The following is a 23,260-nucleotide window of genomic DNA, read 5'->3' as shown; positions in this document are numbered from 1 at the left end:
TGGACCTCGCCCGCCTCTCCAATAGCGAGATGGAAGACATCCGACGGCTCTATTTCGAGCATGGCGTGATCTTTTTCCGCGATCAGAACATCACGCCGGAGGAGCATATCGCCTTCGCGCAGCGCTGGGGCGAAATCGACATCAATAAATTCTTCCCCGCCAACGGCAAATATCCGGAGATCGCCGAAGTTCGGAAGGAGAAGGAGCAGAAGACCAATATCGGCGGTGGCTGGCACACCGACCATTCCTACGATCAGGCGCCTGCCATGGGCTCCATCCTCGTTGCGCGCGAACTGCCCGAAGAGGGCGGCGATACGCTTTTTGCCAATATGTATGCCGCCTATGACGGGTTGTCCGACGGTATGAAGAAGACGCTGGAGGGGCTTCGCGCGGTCCATTCCAATGAAATGGCGTTCGGCGCGGCGGGGTTCTACAAGAATTCCGACCAGGCGGGCGGCTTCAAGGGAGAGAGCCTCGTCGGCAGCGCCGTTCACCCGGTCGTGCTGGCGCATCCCGAAACCGGCCGCAAGGCGCTTTACGTCAATCCGGCCTTCACCATGCATTTCGAGGGCTGGACGCGCGAGGAGAGTGAAGGGCTGCTGGCTTACCTCTACCGCCATGCGGCGCGGCCCGAATATACCTGCCGTTTCGAATGGGAACCCGGTTCCATCGCTTTCTGGGACAATCGCTGCACCTGGCATTACGCGGTCAACGATTATCACGGCGAAAAGCGTTTGATGCACCGCATCACGATCGGCGGCTGCGCACTTAACTGATTTCTTTCGCCTCTCTCTGCGGCGTGGCAAACTTCGTCCAAAGCGCGAATATGCGCATTGGGACAGGGAGGAAGCCATGTCGCAACAGGTGGAGCTGACCGGAAAAGTCATTGTTCGTCCGAGAACGGATGGATTTGGGGCCGAGATCACCGGCGTCGATCTGCGCCAGCCGCTCGACGCCGAGACCATCCACGACATCCGCGAAGCCTGGCTGCAACATGCCGTGGTCTGGTTTCCCGGCCAGCCGCTGAGGCTCGAAGAGCTGGAACGCTTCACGCTCTATATGGGCGACTGGGGCAAGACCGACTTCATCGAGCCGGTAAAGGGGCATCCCAATATTCTGGAACTGCTGCGCGAGGCGGACGAGACATCGTCCAATTTCGGTGCGGGCTGGCACTCCGACTATTCGTTTCAGGTCGAACCGCCGGCGGGCACCATTCTCCTGTCGCGCGAAGTGCCGCCCAAGGGAGGACGAACCTTCTTCGCCGATTGCCGCCGTGCCTATGACAGCCTCGACGAGGACATGAAAGGGCGTATCGCCGGACTGATGGGGATACACAGCGCGGAGCTGCCTTACTCGAAGCATGGCTTCTATGCCAATGAGAAGGAAAAGCGCAGCCTGAAGATCGTACCTTCCGACGAAGCGATGGAGCGTCAGCTCCATCCCGTCGTGCGCACGCATCCCGAAACGGGCCGCAAATCGCTCTTCGTCAATCCGGTCTACACGATTGGCATCGACGCGCTGCCGGAGGAAGAGGGAAAGAAGCTCCTGGGAACGCTATGCGCGCGATGCATTCAGGAAGAGTTCCTGTATCGTCACGACTGGGAACCCGACATGGTGCTCATGTGGGACAATCGCTGCGTCCAGCATTTCGCCGAAGGCGGCTATGACGGCTATCGGCGCCTGATGTATCGCACGACCTTCGCAGGCGACCGCCCGGTTTAGGTGCGGTGGGCGTCTAGCGTCCCAGCACGAGCAGAAGCAGTCCGCCGACCACCAGCACGATGCCGAGGAATTCGAGCCGCGACGTCTTCTCGCGAAAGACGATGTGCGAGGTAATGAAGGTGAAGACCAGCTCGATCTGGCCGAGCGCGCGGACATAAGCCGCGTTTTGCAGCGTCATGGCGCTGAACCAGCCGATGGAGCCGAGCGCACCGACAAGGCCGACGGCAGCGCTTTGCGGCCAGAGGCGGAAGGCGGCCTTGAGATCGTTTCTTCGGTAGATCCAGAGCCAGATCGTCATCGTGGCCGTTTGAATGGCCAGAACCACGAAAAGCATGAAGGCCGCCGGCAGTACGAAGCCCTCAAGCCCGAGCGACAGCGCGCCCGCGCGATAGGAAACCGCCGATATACCGTATAGCGCGCCTGAGGCGATCCCCATCAGCGCAGGTTTCTCCCCCAGCGAACGCCAGAAACGCCCGAGCGGAAGATCGCTTTTGGCCATGGAGATCATCAGCACGCCAAACAGGCTCACCAGAATGGCAAGTGAGGCACCGACCGTCAGGTGATCGCCCAGCACCACGATGCCGAAAATCGCCGTCTGCACGGTCTCGGTTTTGGAGTAGGCGGTGCCGACGGCGAAATTGCGATAGGCGAAAAGGGCCACCAGCAGCACGGTCGCCACGATTTGCGCGAGGCCGCCGACAACCGCATAGGCCATCGTTGCCATATTGGGCATGGGCAGGGATGCGCCTGTGAACCACAGAATGCCCGCCAGATAGAGCGCGGCCACCGGCAACCCGAAAGAAAAACGCACATAGGTTGCGCCATAGGCGGACATGGCGCCGGACAACTGCTTTTGCAGCGTCGAGCGCATGTTCTGCAGAAAGGCGGCGGCGATGGTGATCGGGATCCAGAGCGGCATGATCCCGATCTCTTACATCAGTGTTGGACTTTTGTCCCGGCTCGGCCGCTCAATCCGAAATCGCGCCATAGACGAGCTGCTGGAATTGCGGCCGGAGCGGATAGGCGCGGCTCGGCATGAGCTGCGTCATCAGAATGGCGATCAGGTTTTCCGCAGGGTCGATCCAGAAATAGGTCGAAGCCGCGCCGCCCCAGCTATAGATGCCGGGCGATCCGGTCGTCTGCGCGGCGGCCTGATCCAGCAGCACCGAAAAGCCGAGACCGAACCCCTGTCCGTCCACACCCGTTTCGGAGAAGGCGGAATTGTCCATGTCCTTCATCGTCTTGCCGTCGGGCAGGTTGTTTATCGTCATGAGGTCGAGCGTCTTGCGGCTGACAAGCCGCGTGCCGTCGAGCTCGCCGCCATTAAGCACCATCTGGCAGAAGCGGAAATAGTCCATCTGCGTGGAGACGAGCCCGCCGCCACCAGACAGGAAGGAATTGGGCTGCACATAGGAACTCGTCTCGTCCCCCATGTCGCAGACGCGGACCTCCCGCGTTTTCGGATCCTTCTCGTAATTGGTGGCAAGGCGATGCGCTTTTTCTACCGGTACGCTGAAGCCCGTGTCGTCCATGCCGAGCGGCACGAAGATGCGCGAGGCGAGAAACTGGTCGAGAGACTGTCCCGACAGGACTTCGATAAGATAGCCACAGACATCGGTCGAAACGGAATAGTTCCAGTGCTCGCCGGGCGAAAAGAGCAGCGGAATTTCCGCGAGCCGCTCAACCATCCCCTTCAGTGTCAGACCCTGCGTGCGCGCGCCGCCGATACCCGCCTTGCGGTACATGGAATCAACCGGATGGGCATACATGAAGTCGTAGGTGAGGCCGGAAGTATGGGTGAGAAGGTCGCGGATCGTCATTGCCCGCGCGCAGGGTTTGGTCTCGTAGCTTTCGGGCGTGCCGCCATCCCAGACCCGCAAATCCTTGAATTCGGGGATATAGCGCGACACTTCATGGTTGAGCTGAAAGCGCCCCTCCTCATAGAGCATCATCAGCGCGAGCGAAGTGATCGGCTTGGTCATGGAATAGATGCGGAAGATCGTATCCTGTTCGAGCGGCAACCCGCGCGCGGTGTCGCGCATCCCGACGGTTTCGAAATGGGCGATCCGGCCGTCCCTCGCGATGAGGGTGGAAACGCCTGCGAGCTTCCCGCGATCGACATAAGAGCCGAAGAAATTCGGGATGGCGGAAAGCCGGTCCGCATCGAGGCCGACATCGACGGGCCGCGCCATGAGCTGCTGCAAGATGTTCATTGGGTTTCCTCCCCCGGTTCGATTTTCTTAGTCCTGCATGCGCGGCGACATGAGCGCCCGCAACAATTCTTCCGCGTTCCGGCCGCGGCCTCCGACCTGACCGGCATCGTCCCCCGTCAGCACCACGGCCTCCCAGCCGCAGCCCGCCTTGCGTAGCCGCCATTGCGGGCGCATCTCGCCGCAGCGCGTGAGATACGGCACCGGCTCGTCATTTTCATTGTTCCGGAACGAAAGGTCGAAGGGGCTGGCCTCGGCGGCATCCATCAGGCGGCGCTTGTCGTGTTCGGTGATGAGATCGCCCGGAAATCTGACGACTTCGCCCATGGGATTACCCCACCAGCCTGAAGCATTCGACGATATCGGCAATCCATTGGCGCGGCCCAAGCTTCTGCTCGCCCGGGGTCTTGCCGTTTCGCACAACCACCATGTCGAGCTCCGGTACGACGACCGTATATTGCCCCTCATAGCCATTGGCCGAGAAACTTCCCGGTCCCGCCATGTCCAGCCACCAATGCGCGCCATAGGGGCCTTCATCGTTCGGCTGCTGCCAGGTCTTGGTGCGGGCATAGTCCACCCAGCCCGGCGGCAGGACGCGCTTTCCTTCCCACATGCCGTCGCGGAGATAGAGAAGGCCGAAGCGTGCGAAATCGCGCGGCGTACAAAAGCAGAAGGAAGACCCGATAAAGGAGCCCTTTGCATCGAACTTCGGGCTGGCACTGCGCATGCCAAGCGGATTGAACAGGCGCTCGCGCATGAAATGTTCGAAATCTCCGCCCCAGGCATCCGCCGCCTGCGCGGCAGCGCGGGCGACGATGTTGGTGGTGCCGCTGGAATAGGACCAGAAGCTGCCCGGCTCATGGTCGAGCGGGAAGGACGCCGCGAAATGCCCTGTATCGTCCTTGCCTTCGCCCCACAGCATTTCGATCACATCGGACGGGTTGTCCGGCTCATAATCTTCGCGAAAGCGCAGCCCGCTCGACATGCGCAGCAGCAGGTCGAGAGTGATCGCCCGGCGCGGGTCGTCGCCGGTCCATTCCGGCGCCCAGGCAGGAGCCTGAATGTCGATTTTGCCGTCGGCGGTGAGAATGCCGACCAGCGCCTGGGTGATGCTTTTCGCCATCGACCATGAGGGGCAGGTCGTATCCTTGTCGAAACCGGTCCAGTAGCGCTCGTGAATGAGACGGCCATGCTGAATGACGACCGCGGCATGGGTTTCACCCATATCCGCCGGGGCCTCCGCCTGGAAGGCATGGTCCATAAGCGCATCGAACCGGGCCCTGTCCATGCCGCTCGGCAGGTCTCCCTCCGGCCATGCCTCGGTTGGCCATGGCGTGTCGGGGCTCTGAAGGGGCAGGGCGGGGAGCGCTTGATCGGTCATCTTCGTCTTTCGGTCTTCAAGGATGCGAGATCGTGCCCCGACAGGCGCGCCGTTGCAAATGTCTTGACCGATTTCGGCGTCTGTTCTGGGCAGAGCTGCAAAAGGAAGGTTATGCTGCGAAGAAATCGCATGTTTGAGGGAGGATGCAATGGCTTTGCCGCGACTGTCGATCGAGGGCGAATGGTTCCGCGACGCGGAGGGGCGCCGGCATATCCTGCGTGGCGTCAATCTGGGCGGGGACTGCAAGGTGCCCTATGCGCCGGATCAGCGGACCCACATCCCCACGGACTTTTCCGACCATCGCACCGTGTCCTTTGTCGGACGGCCCTTTCCCCTGAGCGAGGCGGAGGAACATTTCTCGCGGCTAAAGGCCTGGGGCTTCAATTGCCTGCGCCTTCTCACAACATGGGAAGCTGTCGAACATGAAGGCCCCGGCAAATATGACGAGGCCTATCTCGACTATTTCGCCACGCTTTGCCGCATGGCCGACGATTATGGCCTCTATGTCTTTGTCGATTTCCACCAGGACGTTTGGAGCCGCATGACAGGCGGCGACGGGGCGCCGGGCTGGACCTTTGAGGCTGTGGGGCTCGATTTCTCGAAATTTCACGCCGCCGGTGCCGCGCATGTGATGCAGCACAAGTATGATTTCGCGCGGGGCGGACGGCAGGAAGAGAATTACCCGACCATGACATGGTCGAGTAACTACCGGTATCCAGCCAATGCGATCATGTGGACGCTCTTCTTTGCAGGCTCCACTTTCTGCCCGGATTTCGAGATCGACGGACAAAGTGCCCAGGAGTATTTGCAGGGCCACTATATCGGCGCGATGGAAGCCGTCGCCGCCCGGGTGAGAGACCTGTCCAATGTTATCGGCTTCGATACCCTGAACGAGCCGGGCTCGGGCTGGGTAGGCCAGCTGATGAGCTATCGCCACACCGGACCGAGCCAGCAAAACCCCGGGCCCGCCCGGCCGGGTCTCGCCTGGTCGGTAATCGACGGCCTTGCCGTGGCGCGGGGCCTGCCGCGCATGATCCCCGAAATGGGCGTCGATTGGGAGCAGCGCAAAACGGTCAAGAAAGCCGATCGGCTGGTGAACCCGGACGGTGTGTCGATCTGGCGGCCCGATGCGCTGTGCCCTTTCGAGGCCGCGGGTGCCTATCGCCTGCAGGGCGGGGAGGCCGCGGTGCTCAACGAAAATTTCTTCGCCGCTCATCACGGGCGCGACTGGAACATGGACCGCGACTTCATGGGGCCGTTCTTCGCCCGCGTCGCGAAGGCCATGCGGGCCATCAATAATGACTGGCTGCTGTTTGCGGAACTCGACCCGGCGGGCGGCGCAAAACACGGCTTTCCGGAAGACACACCGGACCGCACGGTGAATGCGAGCCACTGGTACGATGTGGTGACGCTTAGCACAAAGACATTCAACTATCCGGTCTGGGTAAACCCGTTCACCGGGCGCGAACTCGATGGGCCGGAAGAAATCGAGGGCGCCTATACGCGCCAGCTCGGGAGATTGAAAAAGGCATCCGAAACGCTGAATGGCGGCACCGGCGCACCCTTCCTGCTGGGCGAGTTCGGCATTCCCTACGACCTCGACGAGGCCGCGGCCTACAAGGCATGGGAGGCGGGCGACCGCACCGATGCGCCATGGGAAAAGCATGTGACGGCGCTTGACCTGATGTACAACGCCATAGACACGCTGCTCATCAATTCCACACAATGGAACTACACGGCCTCAAACCGGAATGACCAGGCAATCGGCGATGGATGGAACCAGGAAGACCTCTCCATCTACAGCGTCGATCAGCGGGTGGACGAAAGCGACATCGATAGCGGTGGGCGGGCGCTGAAAGGCTTTGTTCGGCCCTATGCCCGCAGTGTGGAAGGCCGTCCGCTGAAGACCGAATTCCGTCGCCACAAGGGCCGCTTCCGCTTCGTCTACGATCCGGAGGGCGAAGGCCGGGCAGAGGTTTTCGTGCCGAAGCTCCAGTTTCCGAGCGGATACGACATCGAGACGGAAGCCTGCGAAGTGGAAATCGACGAAGCCGCCCAGCTCGTGCGGTTGCGCGCAACAGGCGGCGGCCACGCCGCGCTTACACTCCGTTCGAAAGCTTCATAGGCGGCAGGTCAGGCTCTTCTTCGGCAAGTGCTGCCGCGATGGCGCGGGCGGCCCGCTGAAGGGCGGGAAGGTAGCGCTTTACCGCCTCCTGCTCGCTGATGGCGGAGTTGATATAGCGCATGGTGATGCAGGCCATCACATTCTCGCCGTCCATCACGGGCACCGACATGCCCATGGCAGGGTCGCCGGGCAATGGTGCCGTTGTGGCATAGCCTTTTTCCCGCGTCCTGCGGATGATTTCGGCGACATGTCCCTCGTCGCGCGCGGGCGCATTGGCCGGGCTCTTGCTCGCTCGCAGCATGCCGAGCAGCATCTCGCGCTCCTCCTCCGGGCAGAAGGAGATATAGGCGCGGCCCAATGCGGAAATGAGCATCGGCAACCGGCGGTTCGTGTAGTCCGGATCGGTATCGAAAGGGCTTTGCTGCCGCGTCGAATAACGCATGCGCATGGCATTGCGATCGAGTGTGGCGATACCGAAGGACCATTTGTATTGAGCCGTCAGCGCGGAGAGAAAGGGACGCGCCGCATCCACCACGCGCTCGCGATGGCGATACCCGCCTGATAACCGCAAGACGCGCTCTGCCACCTGATAGCCGCCCCGTCTGGGCAGGCGCACCACATAGCCCCCTTCGATCAGCGTATCGAGAAGGCGCACCAGGGTGGGTTTGGGCAACCCCGTCGCCTCATGCAGGACGGCGAGAGAGGCGGAGCCGCGGCGGTTCAGCGCTTCCAGTATGCGCAGGCTGCGAATGACGGGCTGGACGCCCGATGATGCATTTTTTTTGGTCAGGGCCTTGATCCTCCTGAGGTCATTCTAATTCCGTTACGCGAAATCTCAAAAACCCGATGAAGCATTTATGTCCGCGGCGGGCTTACCCTTCCGGCCGAGGGAACAGGAGGAGGCGGTCCCGAGGGGCCGCAACGGGAGGAGTGATATGCCGGAGGTTTTGGAAAAGCCGGTTTCGAGCATGGATAGAGGGATCGTGCTGGAGCCGCTGACACCGACAATCGGGGCGGAGGTGCAGGGGATCGACCTCTCCACCATCCCCGGCGAAGGCACGCTGGCCGCGCTGCGTGAGGCCCTGCTTGAGTACAAGGTCCTGTTTTTCCGCGACCAGGATATCTCCACGCAAGAGCATCTGGCCTTTGCGAAGCAATTCGGCGAGCTGGAGGTGCACCCATTCGCGCCCCACAAGGAGGGATATCCGGAGGTGCTCGCCATCACCCATGACCGGGACAGCAAGGGGCGCGAGAACAAATGGCACAGCGATGTGACCTGGCGTGAATGCCCGTCTCTCGGCTCCATCCTGCGCGCCATAGAAGTGCCGCCGGTGGGCGGCGATACGCTGTTCTCCGATTCCTATGCGGCCTATGAGGGATTGTCCGACGAGGTGAAGGAGAAGATCGAAGGCAAGGTCGCGGTGCATGACTTTGCGCATTTCCGCAAGCTGATGGCCAAGCGCGGCAAGACGGCGGAAGAGATCGAGGAGATGAACCGGAAATATCCGGAAGTGGAGCATCCGGTCGTACGGACACATCCGGAAACGGGCCGCCGAGGGCTCTACGTCAATGCAGCCTTCACGCAATATATTGTCGGTATGGAACGCGGGGAATCCGACAGGCTCCTGCAGCATCTCTATGCGCAGGCCGCGATCCCGGAATATCAGTGCCGGTTTCGCTGGGAGAAGAACTCGATCGCTTTTTGGGACAATCGGGCCTGCCAGCACTACGCCGTGTCGGATTACTGGCCGGCCGTGCGCCGGATGGAGCGCGTGACGATTATCGGCGACAGGCCGAGGTGATAAGGCTGCGCTGAAACGAGACGGAGGAAGCGCCCCGGAAGAAGAACTAAAAAGAAGTGGCGCATATGAGGCGGGCTCAGGGGGAGGAGCCCGCCTCTTTTATTTTCACGCCCGCTCCGTCACCGCCAGTGCAAAGGCGAAGACGCGGGCAACCTCTTTCAATCGCTCGAAACGCCCCGATGCGCCGCCATGGCCGGAATCCATGTTGATATGGAGCAACAGTGCATTGTCGTCGGTCTTCAATTCACGGAGCTGTGCGACCCATTTTGCAGGTTCCCAATAGGTGACACGCGGATCGGTGAGGCCACCCAGCGCAAAGAGGTGCGGATAGGCCTGTGCGCGCACATTGTCGTAAGGGCTGTAGGAAGCCATGTACTCATAGGCCTCCTTGCTCTCGATGGGATTGCCCCATTCGTTCCATTCCGGCGGCGTCAGTGGCAGCGATGCGTCGAGGATCGTCGCCAGCACGTCGACGAAAGGCACTTCCGCGATGATACCCTTGAAGAGGTCGGGCGCCATATTGGCAACGGCGCCCATCAGCATGCCGCCTGCGCTGCCGCCCTGCGCGACAATGTTGCCGCGTGAGGTAAAGTTCTCCGCCGCCAGATGCTCGCCCGCCGCGATGAAGTCGGTGAAGGTGTTCTTCTTGTTGAAGAGCTTGCCATCCGTGTACCAGCGATAGCCTTTGTCCTTGCCGCCGCGAATATGTGCGATGGCATAGACGAAACCGCGGTCGACAAGCGACAGCGCCGCGATCGAAAAGCTCGCCGGGATGGAAATACCGTAGGACCCGTAACCATAGAGCAGGCAGGGCGCGCTGCCGTCGATGGGTGTCCCTTTGTGATGGAGAATGGAAACCGGCACCTCCGTGCCGTCGGGCGCCGTCGCAAAAATGCGGCGCGTCACATAGTCAGCGGGATTGTGGCCCGAAGGGACTTCCTGACGCTTCCTCAGCGTGCGCTCCCGCGTCTCCATGTCGTAATCGAAGACTTCGGCCGGGGTCGTCATGGAGGAATAGGAAAAGCGCATCCGCGACGTGTCATATTCGTAGCCGGCGCCGAGCGAGAGGTCGTAGGCCTCCTCGGCAAAGGCGATTTCATGCTCCGCATCGTCACGCAGACGGCGGATGGCGATGCGCGGCAGGCCGCCCTGACGTTCCATGCGGGCATAATGGTTGCGGAAGGCGACATGGCCGAGCAGCAGCGTACCGGGCTTGTGCGGGATAAAATCCTTCCAGTGCTCGCGCTCCGGCGTTGCTTCCGGCGCTTCCATCACCTTGAAATCTTCCGCGCCTTCCGCATTGGTCAGGATCAGAAAGCGCTGCCGTTCCGCGTCATGCTCGAGATCATATTCGACGCCCTCCTCGCGGGCCGCGACAAGGCGCGGGGAAAGCTCGGGCGCATCGGCGGGGATAAGGTGGATTTCGCTGGTCTGATGGTCATGCGTGTCGATGACGATGTATTTGCGGCTTTGCGTCTCGCCGACACCGGCAAAGAAGCTCGGGTCTATTTCCTCATAGACAAGCGTATCGGCCTGCGCGGAGGTGCCCACCACATGCCGGAACACTTTCAGCGGGCGATGTTCGTCATCCACCTGGGTGTAGAAAAAGCTCGTGCCGGCAGCGTCCCAGACCACGCCGCCCGAGCTGTCCGGAACCTCATCGGCAAGGTCCTTACCGGTTTCCAGGTCGCGCAGGCGAATGGTGAAATATTCCGAGCCCTTGCGGTCCGCCGACCAGGCGACCAGGCGATGCGCCGGCGAATGAGCAACGTCGCCCAGCTTGAAATAGGCTTCGCCCTCCGCTTCGACATTGCCGTTCAGGACGATTTCTTCTGCCTCGCCGTTTTCCGCATCGCGCGGGCGGCGGCAGAAGATCGGGTGCTGCGACCCTTCCTCATAGCGCGTGTAATAGGCGTAAGGCCCGTCGGGTGAGGGAACGGAGCTGTCGTCCTCCTTGATGCGGCCTTTCATCTCGTTGAAGAGCGTTTCGCGAAGGTCCGCCAATGGCTCCAGTGCCTTGTCGGTGTAGGCGTTCTCCGCTTCAAGATAGCTGCGGATATCCTTATCCAGCACGGTCGGGTCGCGCATGACATCGCGCCAGTTTTCGTCGCGCAGCCAGGCGTAGTTGTCGGTGCGCGTGATCCCGTGATGGGTGTCGGTCGCAGGGATCTTGCGCGCACGCGGCGCGTCGGCGGGAGGCGTCAGTTTCATCGAATTCACTTGGGAGCTCACTTTTGGAAGCGGATCACTCGTCGTCCGGTGTGAAGTCGAGCGAGGTGCCGTTCATGCAGAAGCGCAGGCCCGTGGGAGGGGGGCCGTCGGGGAAGATATGGCCGAGATGCGCCTGGCATTTGGCGCAATGGGCCTCGGTCCGCACCATGCCATGCGAGCGGTCCTCGGTGATACCCACGGCCTCCGCGTCGACAGGCGCGAAGAAGCTCGGCCAGCCCGATCCGCTTTCAAACTTGGTTTCGGAGCGGAACAGGGGCGCGCCGCAGCAGATGCAGGAATAGGCGCCCGCCCGCTTCTCGTCCCACCAGGGGCCGGAAAAGGGGCGTTCCGTGCCCTGTTCGCGGGTCACGTGATATTGCTCGGGCGTCAGCTCGGCCTTCCATTCGGCCTCGCTCTTTTCAGCCTTGTCGGACATGGGCCAGTTCCTTCCCTTGTGAAACGGATCGGCTGCCCGAAAGATAAGCGGCGCGCCCTGCCGCTTCCACCCCTGGTGGGGAAGAGGGCGGGGCGCGCCGGCAAATGACAAGGCGCGTAGCCGTATCTTATTCGAAGATCAGCGAAATCGTTTCCGCGATCATGGCCGGGCGCTCCTGGCCTTCGATCTCCATGGTCACTTCATTGATGACCTGCGTGCCGCCAGCCTTCGGCGAGGCGTCCTTCAGCGTCACACGGGCGCGCACACGGGAATTCACCGGCACCATGTTGGTAAAGCGCACCGAGTTGGAGCCGTAATTGATGCCGCGAGTGGCGCTCTTCACGCCGGAAATCTGGCCCATCAGATAGGGGAGCAGGGACAGCGTGAGGTAGCCATGCGCGATGGTCGGCATGCCGAGTTCTTTCTGGGTCCGCTCCGGATCGATATGGATCCACTGGTGGTCGTCCGTGGCATCGGCGAACAGGTTGATCCGGTCCTGGTCGATCGTCACCCAGTCGCTGACGCCGATTTCATTGCCTTTTTCGGCCACATAGTCGGCGACGGTATCGAAAACGCGCATCTGAGATTCTCCCGCGATGTGAATATCTGGATTGGGGCCGCGACGCTGGGTGCCCGGCCTGAATGGATGTCGGGGCGCAATTTAGCCGCGCTGCCCGCCGGTGCCAAATCCTTAAAAATAGCAACTCCTAGCGGGAGAGGCGGATACGGACCCGGCGGTCCTCCGGCGCATCCCAGGTCAGCGTGTCCTGGAGCCAGCCCCAGGCTTCGCCCTCGGTCTCGATCGTGAGGTCCTTACGCGGCCAGCCGAATTTCTCGAAAATGGCAGCCACCTTGCGGGCACGCTTGCGCCCCAGCGCAGCATTGGACTTTGCATCGCCTGTCTTGCTGGACTTGCCGAAAAGGCAGATCTGCCCCGCATGCTGGCCCTTGGCGAACTCGTAGATATGCTTGAGATCATCGTGATATTTCGGGTCTACGCGGCTCGAATTGGTTTCGAAATAGACGTAATAGTCTTTCTTGAACTTGCCGCCGGCGCCATTGAGGTTCCGGCATTTGGTGCCGGAAAAGGTGACCTCATTGGCATGCGCCGATGGGGCCGCGCCGCCAAAGGCGAAAAGGGCGGCCACAAGCGCCGTGGCTGCCAGAAAACCGAAATGCTTTCGTCCTGTCTTCGTTCCGGACATTGCCCAACCTTTCTCACGGAATTTCCACCATGATTCCCGGCCGGAGCGTAGCACACCGGCCGGGCTGGTTGGGCGATTAGGCTCAGACGATCTTGCTGTCGCGATTGCCCCAATAGCGGTCGCGAATGAGGCGCTTGTAGAGCTTGCCGGTGGGATGACGCGGCAGTTCTTCCTCGAAGTCGACGGAACGCGGGCATTTGATCGCTGAAAGATGCTCTTTGCAGTAGTCGATCAATTCCGCCTCAAGGGCCGGCCCCGCATCGTTCCAGTCCTGGGGCTGTACGACGGCTTTGACCTCTTCGCCGAAATCCTCGTTGGGCACCCCGATCACGGCCACATCGGCGACCTTGGGGTGTGTGATGAGAAGGTTTTCGGCTTCCTGGGGATAAATGTTCACACCGCCAGAAATGATCATGAAGGCCTTGCGGTCGGTGAGGTAGAGGTAACCGTCCTCATCCACGCGGCCGACATCGCCCAGCGTCGTCCAGTTCCTGGTCGGATGGCGGCTGTCCTTCGTCTTCTCCGGATCGTTGTAATATTCAAAGACCGGACTGTTCTCGTCCTCGGGCGCAAAGTAGATCGTGCCGGGTTCGCCGGGCGGCAATTCCTCGCCGTCCTCGCCGCAGATATGCAGTTTACCCATCAGGGGTTTGCCGACCGAGCCCTTATGCGCCATCCACTCCTCGGAGTTGAGCGCGCAGAAGCCATTGCCTTCCGAGCCAGCGTAATATTCGTAAATCACCGGTCCCCACCAGTTGATCATCTCTTCCTTGACGGGGATCGGGCAGGGCGCCGCGGCATGGATGGCAACCTGCAGAGACGACACGTCGTATTTCTTGCGCACCTCCTCCGGCATTTTCAGCATCCGGACGAACATGGTGGGCACCCACTGGCTGTGCGTCGCCTTGTATTTTTCGATGAGCTTCAGCGATTCTTCCGGATCGAAATGCTCCATCACGATGATGGTGCCGCCGACGCGGTTCACCGCCATGCAGTAGCGCAGCGGCGCGGCATGATAAAGCGGGGCCGGCGAGAGATAGGTCATGTTCTCGTCGAAGCCGTAGAGGAACTGCACCAGCGCGATGAGAGAATTCGCTTCGTCGATCGGCGTGCCGGGCAGCGGAACGCGAATACCCTTCGGGCGGCCGGTCGTGCCGGAGGAATAGAGCATGTCGGTGCCCGACGTCTGGTCGGGAATGGGGTCGGTTGGCATTTGTTTTGCCGCCGTCTCCAGGCTGTCGAAGCCCGGCGCGGTGCCGTTCACCATGTAGGAGCCGGTCAGGCCCGGCGCCATCTTCTCATCGAGGACTTCCTTGGCGACGGTTTCCTTCTCCTTGGATGTGAAGAAGAGCTTCGCCCCGCAATCATTGATGATATAGGCGACTTCGCTGGCCGTAAGCCGCGAGGAAATGCAGGTGAAATAGAGGCCCGAGCGCTGCGCTGCCCAGCAAAGCTCGAAATAGCGCGCATTGTTTTCCATGAAGATGGCAATGGCATCGCCGCTCTTCAGGCCCGCCCGGCGTATCAGATGCGCAAGCTGGTTGGAGCGCTCGTCGAGCTGCTTGTAGGTAACGGTCTCTCCCGATCCCGCCATGATATAGGCGGGCTTGTCGGGATTGTTCTGGGCGTGGATATAGGGGTGCATTCGGTATCGTCTCCCAAGGGCGCCGGACGGGCATAAATCAGACCGCCTTGCCGTCGCTTTTGCGACCATGCGTTGTTATAAGTGGCCATGTTTTTCACATGGCTTCAATTGCTGCAGGGAAAGACACAGCAAGATGAGGCTTGCGTCAACTTCCGGCGCGGTATTTCGCGCAATTGACGTTGCGGCACTGGGGACACTCTCCCCGACAGGGCCACACCAGAAAAAGAATTCGGCAAAAGCCACATACAGGGAGGACCATGAATGGCCTATGAGACGATCAAATACGAGGTGAAGGACAATATCCTCACCATCACTCTCAACCGTCCCGACAAGCTCAACGCCTTTACCGGCGAAATGATGCAGGAACTCATCGACGCCTTCGACAGGGCGGATGCCGATGACGAAGTGCGCGCCATCGTGGTGACGGGCGAGGGCCGTGCTTTCTGCGCCGGCGCCGACCTGTCCGCGGGTGCCAAGACCTTCGATTATGCCGAGCGCGAAGACCGTCCGGACAAGGCGGGAGACCCCCGCAATGCCGATGGCAGCATCGACTGGAGCAACCCGGCGGTGCGGGACGGCGGCGGTCGCGTGACGCTGCGGATTTTCGAATGCCTGAAGCCCGTGATCGCTGCCGTGAACGGTCCGGCGGTCGGTATCGGTGTCACCATGCAGCTCGCCATGGACGTTCGCCTGGCCTCGGAAGATGCGCGTTTCGGCTTCGTCTTCGCCCGCCGCGGTATCGTGCCGGAAGCCTGTTCAAGCTGGTTCCTGCCGCGCCTTGTGGGCATCAGCCAGGCGCTGGAATGGACCTATTCGGGCCGCGTCTTCCCGGCGCAGGAAGCGCTTGAGGGCGGTCTGGTGAAGAAGCTCTACAAGGCCGACGAGTTGCTGCCCGCCGCCTATGAAATGGCCCGCGAGATCGTGGAGAACACCGCGCCGGTGTCGATTGCGCTGACACGCCAGATGATGTGGCGGATGCTGGGAGCCGACCATCCGATGGAAGCCCATAAGGTCGACAGCCGCGCCATCTATGCACGCGGCGCGCAGGAAGATGCGAAGGAAGGCGTGATGTCATTCCTCGAAAAGCGCCCGGCCAAATATCCCAACAAGGTGTCGGAGGATATGCCGTCCTTCTTCCCTTGGTGGGACGAGCGCAAATACAGCTGATCGAAAAATGAGGGGAGCGGGCGGTTATGTTCGCTCCCTTAGCTCTTTGCTGCTCCCGTCAGTAGTCCCCGGCTCTGGCCGCTTCCATCCGCCAGAGCGGCGTGAAGAAGAAGATCGAGAGCCAGAGCAGGATCATCAGCGAGACGGGCACGAGTACTGCGTCGAGCGGTCCGATCGCGGCGATCACATATCCCATCAGGAATGAACCCAGCGGTCCGCCGCCCATCGTGCCGAGCGAGAAGCCGGCCAGCATGCGCGCGCGCAAGGCGTCCGACGCCGCCTCCTGCACCACGGCGCGCGACTGGCTCATCGAGATGCCCGCCGCTAATCCCCAGGCTAGCGCCAGCAGGTAAACTCCCCAGACTGGCGGGTGGAAATGGATAAGGATCATCACGGTGGAGCCCGTGCACATGGCGAGCATGATGGCGCGCCCCTGCCGCCGGATAGGCCGCATCCGGCTCAGCGAGAGCGAGGAAATACCGATCCCGCCGAAAAAACTCATCATCACGAAACCGACCTCGCGCGAACTGCCGTGATAGACGTCGCGAATGAGGATCGGAAAGACGACCAGAAACACGCCCATGAACAGGATGCCCGAAAAGAACATGAAGACGAGCACGGGCCGCACGCGGTCGTCGGCCCAGATTGCGGCAAGCCCTTCCTTCACATCCTGAAGGGGAGAGCGCCGCGCGCCCTCGCGCTTGGTCGGCGGGGCGGGAGAAAGCTGCGAGGTGGAAAGCGCAGCGATGACGAGAAATCCGCTCTGGGCGATCAGTAGCGGAACGGCGCCGATATATTCCGCCGGGCCGCCGATGAGGAAGCCGACGACCTGACCGAGGAATTGTCCCCCGATCGCCATGGCGACCGCGCGCTGAATATTGCCGCCAAGACTTTTCATGGCGACGCGCGACAGCATCGAGTCGCGCGCGGGCATGATGAAGCCGCCAAGCGCCGAGGCGCTCAGCGCATAGAGGATCGCGATTTCGTAGGTCAGGAAGCCCGACATCATCAAGCCGGCAAGCGCCAGTGGCGGGAAGACGCCGATGAACTGGAGCCGCATCAGATGGGTCCGTAGTTCCACCCGATCCGCCGCCGCGCCGCCGAACAGGCTCAAGAGAAGCATGGGCAACATGGAAAGCATCTGCGCAATGCCGACGCGGCTGGAGGGTTCGTCCAGCACGAAGGCGACGATCCAGGGGTAAAGCACCCCCTGAATGCCCATGGCCGTGAAATAGCTCCATATGCCGACCATGTACCAGCGATGGTCGAGATTGTGCTGCCGTGGAGAGCCGTTCGCTGAAGTCATAACATCTGCTCTTCGTCCCGATAGGCCCAGAGGGGCGAGAAGCGGACCAGGCCGGCGAGAATGAGCGCGACGATCAGCGCCGGAACGAGTGTCGCGGTGTGAATGCCCATCGTGCCGACGAGATAGCCCATGCAGAAGGAGCCGACCGGTGCGCCGCCGGAAAAGCCGAGCTGATAGAGGGCGAGTACGCGGGCGCGATGGCTGTCGGGCGCTGAAAGCTGCACGATGGTCCGGCCCATCGTCATGGTGGTGCCGGCGCCTGTGCCCCAGATGAAGATCAGGATGCACAAGGCCCAGAACGGCAGCGAGAGACCCAGCAGGGCAAGCACGACGGCGCCGGATATGAGCGAAGCGATCATGACGCGTCCGCGCCGCTCGATATGGCCGGCGCGAAGCAGCACCAGAGTGGCCGCGATGGTTCCGCCCCAGAAGCAGATATTGACGAGGGCGAAGCGGACCGTGAATTCATCGGGCGTGGAATGATAGACGTCGCGGATCATCAGCGGCAACACCACCAGAAAGCTGCCGACATAGAAGATGCCGACGGCGAACATGGCACCGATCACGGTAATAACGATCGGTTCGCGGCGCGACACCTTCAATCCGTCCAGAATCTGCGCAAGAGGGCCGTCCGTGCCGGGGGCATGGGACGGGGGCAGAGGCGCCAGCCGCCAGCTTGCGATACCGCCCGCGATCATCACCGCGGCCTGGAAGAAAAGCAGCACATGCGTGCCGGTATAGGCGGCGGTCGCGGCGATCAGCATGCCGACAAGCTGCGAGATCATCTGCGCGCCCATGGCAAGCGTCACCGCCTGCTGGATGCCGGTTTCGGCGACGCGGGTCAGGGCGGAATCGCGTGCTGGCAGGGCAAAGGCGCCGAGCGTCCCCATCGCGAGCGCATAGGTGATCAGGGCCCCGTAGCTGAGTTCGCCATAGAGCAGCAGAATGGCGAGCAGGATCGGCGGCAGGGCCGCAAAAGCGTGAACGCGGATCAGAATGGTGCGGGCGTCGGACCTGTCCGCCATCGACCCGCCCAGCAGCATGAAGAGGATGGCGGGGGCCATCAGCGACATCTGGGCAAGGCCGACGCGATAGGCCGGCTCGTCCAGGACCTGCGTCACCAGAAAGGGGAAGATCACGAACTGAATGCCGAGGCTCAAATACCAGCTCGCCTGGCCCGAAAGGTAGAGGCGCAGACGCTGCTTGCGGCTTGTTTCGGTGGGAAGGGGAGCCGCCCCGGATGGCGTTTCCATGACGGATCAGGCGCCCGAATGCCGGCCTGGACGCCTGTATGGCTCTGGTCTGTCCATTGTTTCTCCCCCTGATCGCTCTGATTCCTATGCGTTCATAAGACGCGATCCGGTCCGAAGCGTCCAGCATGTCGGTTATGCGAATTATTTGTGATGACCGATTTCCGTCCGCGCTTTTTCAAGGTCCGTTAAAGGGTTGCTCCCATTCTTTGTCGCCATAGCGCGCCGGTGAAGGGATCGGGTGCGCCGGGTGGGCTGTAGCGAGTGAGATAATGCAAATTCCGATAGCGCGGGATCTTGCCGAGAGGGTGGCGCCGTTTTCGTCCCGGACGACATGTCAGGAAGTCTTCGACCGGTTCATGGCGAGCGGGTCACTGCTGAACGTGCCCGTGGTGAACGACGGTCGCCCGGTCGGGATGGTGAGCCGTCAGGACTTCCTGCTGGTCTATGTTCGCCTGTACGGACGCGAGATCTACGGGCGCCGACCGATTTCCTCGCTGATGAACCGTTATCCCCTTGTTGTCGATGCGTCCGAGAGCTGCGAACAGATCAATACCCGGCTCTTCGGATCGGGGCTCTCTTCGCCGCTGCAGGGCTATATCGTTACCGATAACGGAACCTATTTCGGCCTCGGCGCGGCGGCGACGCTGATGCGTGTGATGGCGGGGCTGACCGAGCGCCGCGCACAGGACCTGGAACGCCAGCGGCAGCGCGCGGAGGCGGCCAATCAGAGCAAAACGAAATTCCTGGCGACCATGAGCCATGAATTGCGTACGCCGCTCAACGCGATCATCGGCTTCGCGGATCTGATCCGCATGGAGCTCTATGGAGAGATGCAGCCCTCGCGCTACAAGGAATATGTCGCGGATATCCACAATTCCGGCATCCATCTTCTCGGCATGATCAACGAGCTTCTCGACATGGCGAAGATCGAAGCGGGGCGGTCGGAATTGAACGAAACCGAGATCGTCGTCCCGGAGATCGTGGATGAGGTGGTCCGCATGCTGCGACCCTCGATCACGGAAAGCGGGCTGACGATTTCCACGCAGATCGCGGAAGACCTGCCCACGCTCTTTGCGGACGAGCAGCAAATCCGGCGCATTCTGGTCAATCTCGTTTCGAACGCGGTGAAGTTCACGCCGCCGCAGGGGACTATTTCGGTTGTCGCGGAAGTCGCCGGAGATGGCGGCATGCGGATTGCCGTGCACGATACGGGGATCGGTATTCCCGCGGACAAGCTGCAAAAGGTACTTGAGCCCTTTGAGCAGGTGGAAAACTCTTTCACGCGGACAAGGGCGGGAACCGGGCTCGGTCTGCCGCTCGCCAAGGCGATGGCGGAGGCGCATGACGGCGCTCTATGCCTGGAAAGCGAAATCGGCATGGGGACAACTGTCTGTGTTTGCCTGCCGCCCGCGCGCCTCGTGCCGCCGGCACCCGACCGACAAATCACGGAAGTCGCCTGATGCGCCTCACTGGAGGCCGATGCGGGGCGTCTCGCCGACATAGCGGGCCCGGGGTCGGATCATCTGGCCCGAGCGGTATTGCTCCATGGCATGGCCGATCCAGCCCGTCATCCGACCCAGCACGAAAAGCGTGAGCGCCGCGCCGCGCGGCAGCCTCAACACGGCCCCTGTGGCGGCAATCGCAAAGTCGATATTCGGGTAAAGCCCGCCTGCTTCCTTCATCACCCGGCGGACGCGCTCCACGCGCTGGAACACCGCATCGTCGCCATGCGAGCGCGCCAACATGTCGAGCAGACATTTCGCGCGCGGATCGCCCTCCGGATAAAGCCAGTGGCCGAAGCCGGGCGGGGGATCGTTTTCGCGCAGGCGCTGGATCACCGCGTCCTCGATGTCTTGTCGGTTGGCGAGATCGAACAGGAAGCTTTCGACGCGGGTGGTGAGGCCGCCATGTTTCGGTCCCTGCGCGGCGCAGATGCCCGCCTGCATGGCGGCGTAGAGGTTGGACCCGGTGCCGGCGACGCAGCGCACGGTGAAGGCCGACGCGTTGAGCTCGTGATCGGCGGAGAGGACGAGCGCCGCGCGAATGAGTTCCGCACCCGGCCGGTCGCCGTAAGTCATTGAACGGCTGAGCATTTCATGAACGGGCTCGGAGCCCGGCGTCTCGCCCGCGACAATCGCGGCGCAAAGCCGGAGGAGGCGCGCGCCGGTGGCGGCCAGACCGCGTTCGGTCATGTTGTAGACGGCGGCGTCTTCCAGCGCGGCGACCGGGAGCAGGGCAAGGCAGCGCTCGATCCGCGGCATGGTCTTGAGTTCCGCAGCCAGCGTTTCGAGCTTCGGCGTCCAGGGCGGCAATTCGGTGCGGGTGAAGGGCTGGATGTCGCTGAGGCCCCAGAGAAGCGTGGCGACCTGCTCGAGGCTCGCATGGGCCGCCAGCGCCGTTGCGTCAGCGCCTCGATAGAAAAGCCGGCCCTCGCTGATGAGCGTGATGGCGCTTTCCAGCACCGGCTGGCCGCCAAGCCCGAACCCCGCTTTTGCACCGGGCGGGAGGGCCGTTTCGCCCGGCGATCCGCCGCGGCGGGCCTTGAGTTTGCGGATATCCTCGGCCCGGTAACGCTTGGCGCGGCTGTCGGGGACGGGTTCGGAGCGGATGAGATCACGGCTCACATAGGCATAAAGCGTGGCAAGGCTCACCCCCAGCTCCGCCGCCGCCTCGCGGGCGGAAAGGTAGAGATTTTCCTGAGAATCCGGGGATTTTCTCGATTTATCTGCCATCTCGGAAATGCTGCGCCGCCGAATTAATTTAATATTGATTAGCTTAATCAAGATTGACCAATAATCAAGCTGTCGCCAGTTTCCGCTCATGAGTTTGCAGAGAAAGGTGACGCCATGAGCAAGATTGAGATGAAGGCGGGGCGAGATTGGAACCATGCCTCGAAGGAGGCCAGCGCGAGCGGCCTCGACGATGTGGTCGCCGCCGAAACGGCGCTGAGCGATGTGGACGGTCAGGCCGGACGGCTGATCGTCGCCGGGCATAAGGTGGAGGAGCTCGCCGAGACGCATGACTTTGAGGCGGCGGCCGCCGAACTCTGGAAGGCCGCCGGGCTCGACCCGGCGCCGGAGGCGGACGAGGTGCGCCGGCTGCTCGGCGAGGCGCGCGGGGGTGCGTACCGGCTGGTGCCCGGACTGCTTGCGATGGGCAAGGGGCTCAATGTGATCGAGGGGCTGCGGGCGGGGCTCGCGCTTCTGCCGGACGAGGGAGATATCCCCGCCCATATCCGCGCGCTGGGCGCCGCGCCGGTTTTCATCGCCGCGCTCTGCCGGGCCGGGGAGGGCAAGGAGAGCATCGCGCCGGACCCGAAGGCGGGACAGGCGGAAGATTTCCTCCGTATACTGAACGGAAAAACGCCGACGGAGGGCGAGGTGAGGGCGCTTAACGCCTATCTCGTCACCGTGGCCGACCATGGCATGAACGCATCGACCTTCGCCGCGCGCGTCACGGCCTCGACGAGAGCGGGCATGATCTCCGCCGTGGTGGCGGGGCTGTGTGCGCTGAAAGGCCCGCTCCATGGCGGCGCGCCGGGGCCGGTGCTCGACATGCTCGACGCCATCGGCACGCGCGAGAACATCCGCCCCTGGCTCGAAAGGGAAATCGGCGAAGGCGCAAGGCTGATGGGCTTCGGCCATCGCGTCTACCGCGTACGCGATCCGCGTGCGGATGTTTTCAACACGGCGCTGACCTACATCACCAATGGCAATGAGCGCATCGCTTTCGCCCGCGAGGTGGAAAAGCACGCGCTGGCGGCGCTGAAGCGCGCCAAGCCCGACCGTCCGCTCGACACGAATATGGAATACTACACCGCCATATTGCTCGAAGCGCTGGGCATTCCGCGCGCGGCCTTCACCGCGATCTTCGCCATGTCGCGGATCGCAGGCTGGACGGCGCATGTGATCGAACAGGAAAGGGTGGGCCGTCTCATCCGGCCTCAGTCCTGCTATGTCGGCCGCTGGCCGGACGGCGAGACGGAAGCGGCTTAGCCGTTCGGTTGCTTCCCTTGTCAGTGTCATTCCGGGACTTGTTCCCGGGATCCATTGGCACAGCGGCAAGAGGTTGATGCGAGTGGGTCCCGGTCACCTTTGCGCTTAAGGAGAGGGCCGGGACGACACTGAGTTCCCTATTTCGATGCGGTGTCGCGAATGTGCGCCAGCGCGGTTCTGTCGAGCAATTCGATGGCGCCATAGGAGCGTTTGACGAGGCCCTGTTTTTCAAACGCGGCGAGCACGCGATTGACCGTCTTCCGCTCGACGCCGACCATCTCCGCCAGATCGGCCTGCGTGAGGGAAAACCGCCACCGGCCCGCCTCCGGCGCCACGCGGTCGCTGAGCGCGTAAAGGCGCCCGGCGATGCGCTCGCGCGGCGCCAGGGTCAGAACCTCCGACACGACCCGCGTCATATATTGGAAATGCACCGCATCGAGCTGCATGATGCTGTCGATGAATTGCGGGCTCTGGCGGATCAGTTGCACGATCGCATTGCGGGGAATGAGAAGCGCCTGAACCGGCCCGTCGGCGATCGCGGTGACGAGGCGCTGGCCGTCGCGCAGGACGCCCGCCTGACCGAACCATCTGCCCGGTCCGACAAGATCGATCAGCACCGTCTCGCCATGGCTCGTGGCGGCATAGAGACGAATGCCGCCGTCCAATACGCAGAAAAATCCGCCCGCCTTTTCCGTCGCGCCATATATCCAGTCGCCATCGGCAAAATGCACATCGACGGCGCCGTCCAGAAGCTGCCGGCGCAGCGGGGCGGGCTGCCGGGCGAACCAGCCGGTCGACGGCA

Annotated in this window: 21 protein-coding genes; 7 read left to right on the top strand and 14 right to left on the bottom strand. The window is 62.1% G+C overall.

The features are described 5' to 3' along the window. Together CMI59_RS05760 and CMI59_RS05755 are read left to right on the top strand one after the other, a co-directional pair. On the top strand, positions 1 to 776 hold a 776-nt coding region (locus CMI59_RS05760; RefSeq protein WP_293325920.1), incomplete at its 5' end, for a TauD/TfdA family dioxygenase. 76 nt (positions 777 to 852) lie between these two features. Continuing rightward, positions 853 to 1,722: a TauD/TfdA family dioxygenase gene (locus CMI59_RS05755; RefSeq protein WP_293325918.1), complete on the top strand. Its 870-nt coding sequence runs from the start codon at positions 853 to 855 to the stop codon at positions 1,720 to 1,722. Positions 1,723 to 1,735: 13 nt separating this feature from the next. On the opposite strand, the gene CMI59_RS05750 is transcribed toward CMI59_RS05755, so the two are convergent. Genes CMI59_RS05750 through CMI59_RS05735 form a run of 4 tightly spaced genes read right to left on the bottom strand, consistent with a single transcriptional unit; the run spans position 1,736 to position 5,313 of the window. Next, positions 1,736 to 2,641, bottom strand: coding sequence for an EamA family transporter (locus CMI59_RS05750; protein ID WP_293325915.1), 906 nt, complete (start codon positions 2,639 to 2,641; stop codon positions 1,736 to 1,738). Positions 2,642 to 2,690: 49 nt separating this feature from the next. Then, entirely contained in the window at positions 2,691 to 3,935 is a 1,245-nt protein-coding gene (locus CMI59_RS05745) for a serine hydrolase domain-containing protein (RefSeq protein ID WP_293325912.1), read from the bottom strand. A 27-nt stretch (positions 3,936 to 3,962) separates the two neighbouring features. Continuing rightward, entirely contained in the window at positions 3,963 to 4,259 is a 297-nt protein-coding gene (locus CMI59_RS05740) for a hypothetical protein (protein ID WP_293325909.1), read from the bottom strand. Positions 4,260 to 4,263: 4 nt separating this feature from the next. After that, a complete protein-coding gene (locus CMI59_RS05735; RefSeq protein ID WP_293325906.1) occupies positions 4,264 to 5,313 on the bottom strand; it encodes a serine hydrolase in 1,050 nt (349 codons plus the stop codon). 148 nt (positions 5,314 to 5,461) lie between these two features. On the opposite strand from CMI59_RS05735, the gene CMI59_RS05730 reads away from it, so the two are divergent. Beyond that, on the top strand, positions 5,462 to 7,438 hold the full coding sequence (locus CMI59_RS05730) for a cellulase family glycosylhydrolase (RefSeq protein ID WP_293325903.1): 1,977 nt from the start codon (positions 5,462 to 5,464) through the stop codon (positions 7,436 to 7,438). On the opposite strand, the gene CMI59_RS05725 is transcribed toward CMI59_RS05730, so the two are convergent. Further along, positions 7,413 to 8,228: a DNA-binding transcriptional regulator gene (locus CMI59_RS05725; RefSeq protein WP_293325925.1), complete on the bottom strand. Its 816-nt coding sequence runs from the start codon at positions 8,226 to 8,228 to the stop codon at positions 7,413 to 7,415. The two genes, CMI59_RS05730 and CMI59_RS05725, sit on opposite strands and share 26 nt — an antisense overlap. Before the next feature lie 145 nt (positions 8,229 to 8,373). Between CMI59_RS05725 and CMI59_RS05720 the strand changes: the two genes are divergently transcribed. Beyond that, a complete protein-coding gene (locus CMI59_RS05720; RefSeq protein ID WP_293325901.1) occupies positions 8,374 to 9,240 on the top strand; it encodes a TauD/TfdA family dioxygenase in 867 nt (288 codons plus the stop codon). Between the two features lie 105 nt (positions 9,241 to 9,345). On the opposite strand, the gene CMI59_RS05715 is transcribed toward CMI59_RS05720, so the two are convergent. The 5 genes from CMI59_RS05715 to CMI59_RS05695 all read right to left on the bottom strand — a co-directional run bounded on the left by CMI59_RS05715 (position 9,346) and on the right by CMI59_RS05695 (position 14,737). Then, entirely contained in the window at positions 9,346 to 11,451 is a 2,106-nt protein-coding gene (locus tag CMI59_RS05715) for a S9 family peptidase (protein ID WP_293325898.1), read from the bottom strand. Between the two features lie 34 nt (positions 11,452 to 11,485). Continuing rightward, a complete protein-coding gene (gene msrB / locus CMI59_RS05710) occupies positions 11,486 to 11,887 on the bottom strand; it encodes a peptide-methionine (R)-S-oxide reductase MsrB (protein WP_293325895.1) in 402 nt (133 codons plus the stop codon). 127 nt (positions 11,888 to 12,014) lie between these two features. Beyond that, positions 12,015 to 12,467 (bottom strand): MaoC family dehydratase, encoded by a 453-nt coding sequence (locus CMI59_RS05705; RefSeq protein WP_293325892.1) that lies wholly within the window; start codon positions 12,465 to 12,467, stop codon positions 12,015 to 12,017. A gap of 127 nt (positions 12,468 to 12,594) precedes the next feature. Beyond that, complete coding sequence (locus CMI59_RS05700) at positions 12,595 to 13,092, bottom strand: OmpA family protein (protein WP_293325889.1); 498 nt, start codon at positions 13,090 to 13,092, stop codon at positions 12,595 to 12,597. Positions 13,093 to 13,174: 82 nt separating this feature from the next. Further along, positions 13,175 to 14,737: an AMP-binding protein gene (locus CMI59_RS05695; protein ID WP_293325887.1), complete on the bottom strand. Its 1,563-nt coding sequence runs from the start codon at positions 14,735 to 14,737 to the stop codon at positions 13,175 to 13,177. A 261-nt stretch (positions 14,738 to 14,998) separates the two neighbouring features. On the opposite strand from CMI59_RS05695, the gene CMI59_RS05690 reads away from it, so the two are divergent. Continuing rightward, on the top strand, positions 14,999 to 15,904 hold the full coding sequence (locus tag CMI59_RS05690; RefSeq protein WP_293325885.1) for a crotonase/enoyl-CoA hydratase family protein: 906 nt from the start codon (positions 14,999 to 15,001) through the stop codon (positions 15,902 to 15,904). A gap of 58 nt (positions 15,905 to 15,962) precedes the next feature. Here CMI59_RS05690 and CMI59_RS05685 read toward each other — a convergent pair whose 3' ends face one another. Together CMI59_RS05685 and CMI59_RS05680 are read right to left on the bottom strand one after the other, a co-directional pair. After that, a complete protein-coding gene (locus tag CMI59_RS05685; protein ID WP_293325882.1) occupies positions 15,963 to 17,210 on the bottom strand; it encodes an MFS transporter in 1,248 nt (415 codons plus the stop codon). Continuing rightward, the gene (locus CMI59_RS05680; protein WP_293325880.1) at positions 17,207 to 18,463 is read right to left on the bottom strand and encodes an MFS transporter; all 1,257 of its coding nucleotides are present in this window, start codon (positions 18,461 to 18,463) and stop codon (positions 17,207 to 17,209) included. The genes CMI59_RS05685 and CMI59_RS05680 overlap by 4 nt, the downstream gene beginning before the upstream one ends. A gap of 269 nt (positions 18,464 to 18,732) precedes the next feature. Between CMI59_RS05680 and CMI59_RS05675 the strand changes: the two genes are divergently transcribed. Beyond that, positions 18,733 to 19,923, top strand: coding sequence for an ATP-binding protein (locus tag CMI59_RS05675; protein ID WP_293325877.1), 1,191 nt, complete (start codon positions 18,733 to 18,735; stop codon positions 19,921 to 19,923). Between the two features lie 6 nt (positions 19,924 to 19,929). On the opposite strand, the gene CMI59_RS05670 is transcribed toward CMI59_RS05675, so the two are convergent. Next, the gene (locus tag CMI59_RS05670; protein WP_293325874.1) at positions 19,930 to 21,195 is read right to left on the bottom strand and encodes a citrate synthase family protein; all 1,266 of its coding nucleotides are present in this window, start codon (positions 21,193 to 21,195) and stop codon (positions 19,930 to 19,932) included. Positions 21,196 to 21,324: 129 nt separating this feature from the next. Between CMI59_RS05670 and CMI59_RS05665 the strand changes: the two genes are divergently transcribed. Beyond that, on the top strand, positions 21,325 to 22,458 hold the full coding sequence (locus tag CMI59_RS05665) for a citrate synthase/methylcitrate synthase (RefSeq protein ID WP_293325923.1): 1,134 nt from the start codon (positions 21,325 to 21,327) through the stop codon (positions 22,456 to 22,458). Positions 22,459 to 22,595: 137 nt separating this feature from the next. On the opposite strand, the gene CMI59_RS05660 is transcribed toward CMI59_RS05665, so the two are convergent. Further along, the coding region (locus tag CMI59_RS05660; protein ID WP_293325871.1) for a Crp/Fnr family transcriptional regulator at positions 22,596 to 23,260 on the bottom strand (665 nt) is incomplete at its 5' end.

It is taken from the genome of Parvibaculum sp., assembly GCF_002684405.1.
GTDB lineage: Bacteria > Pseudomonadota > Alphaproteobacteria > Parvibaculales > Parvibaculaceae > Parvibaculum.
The sequence above is the reverse complement of the archived record's forward strand: the minus strand, read 5'-3'. Positions and strand labels throughout refer to the sequence as shown.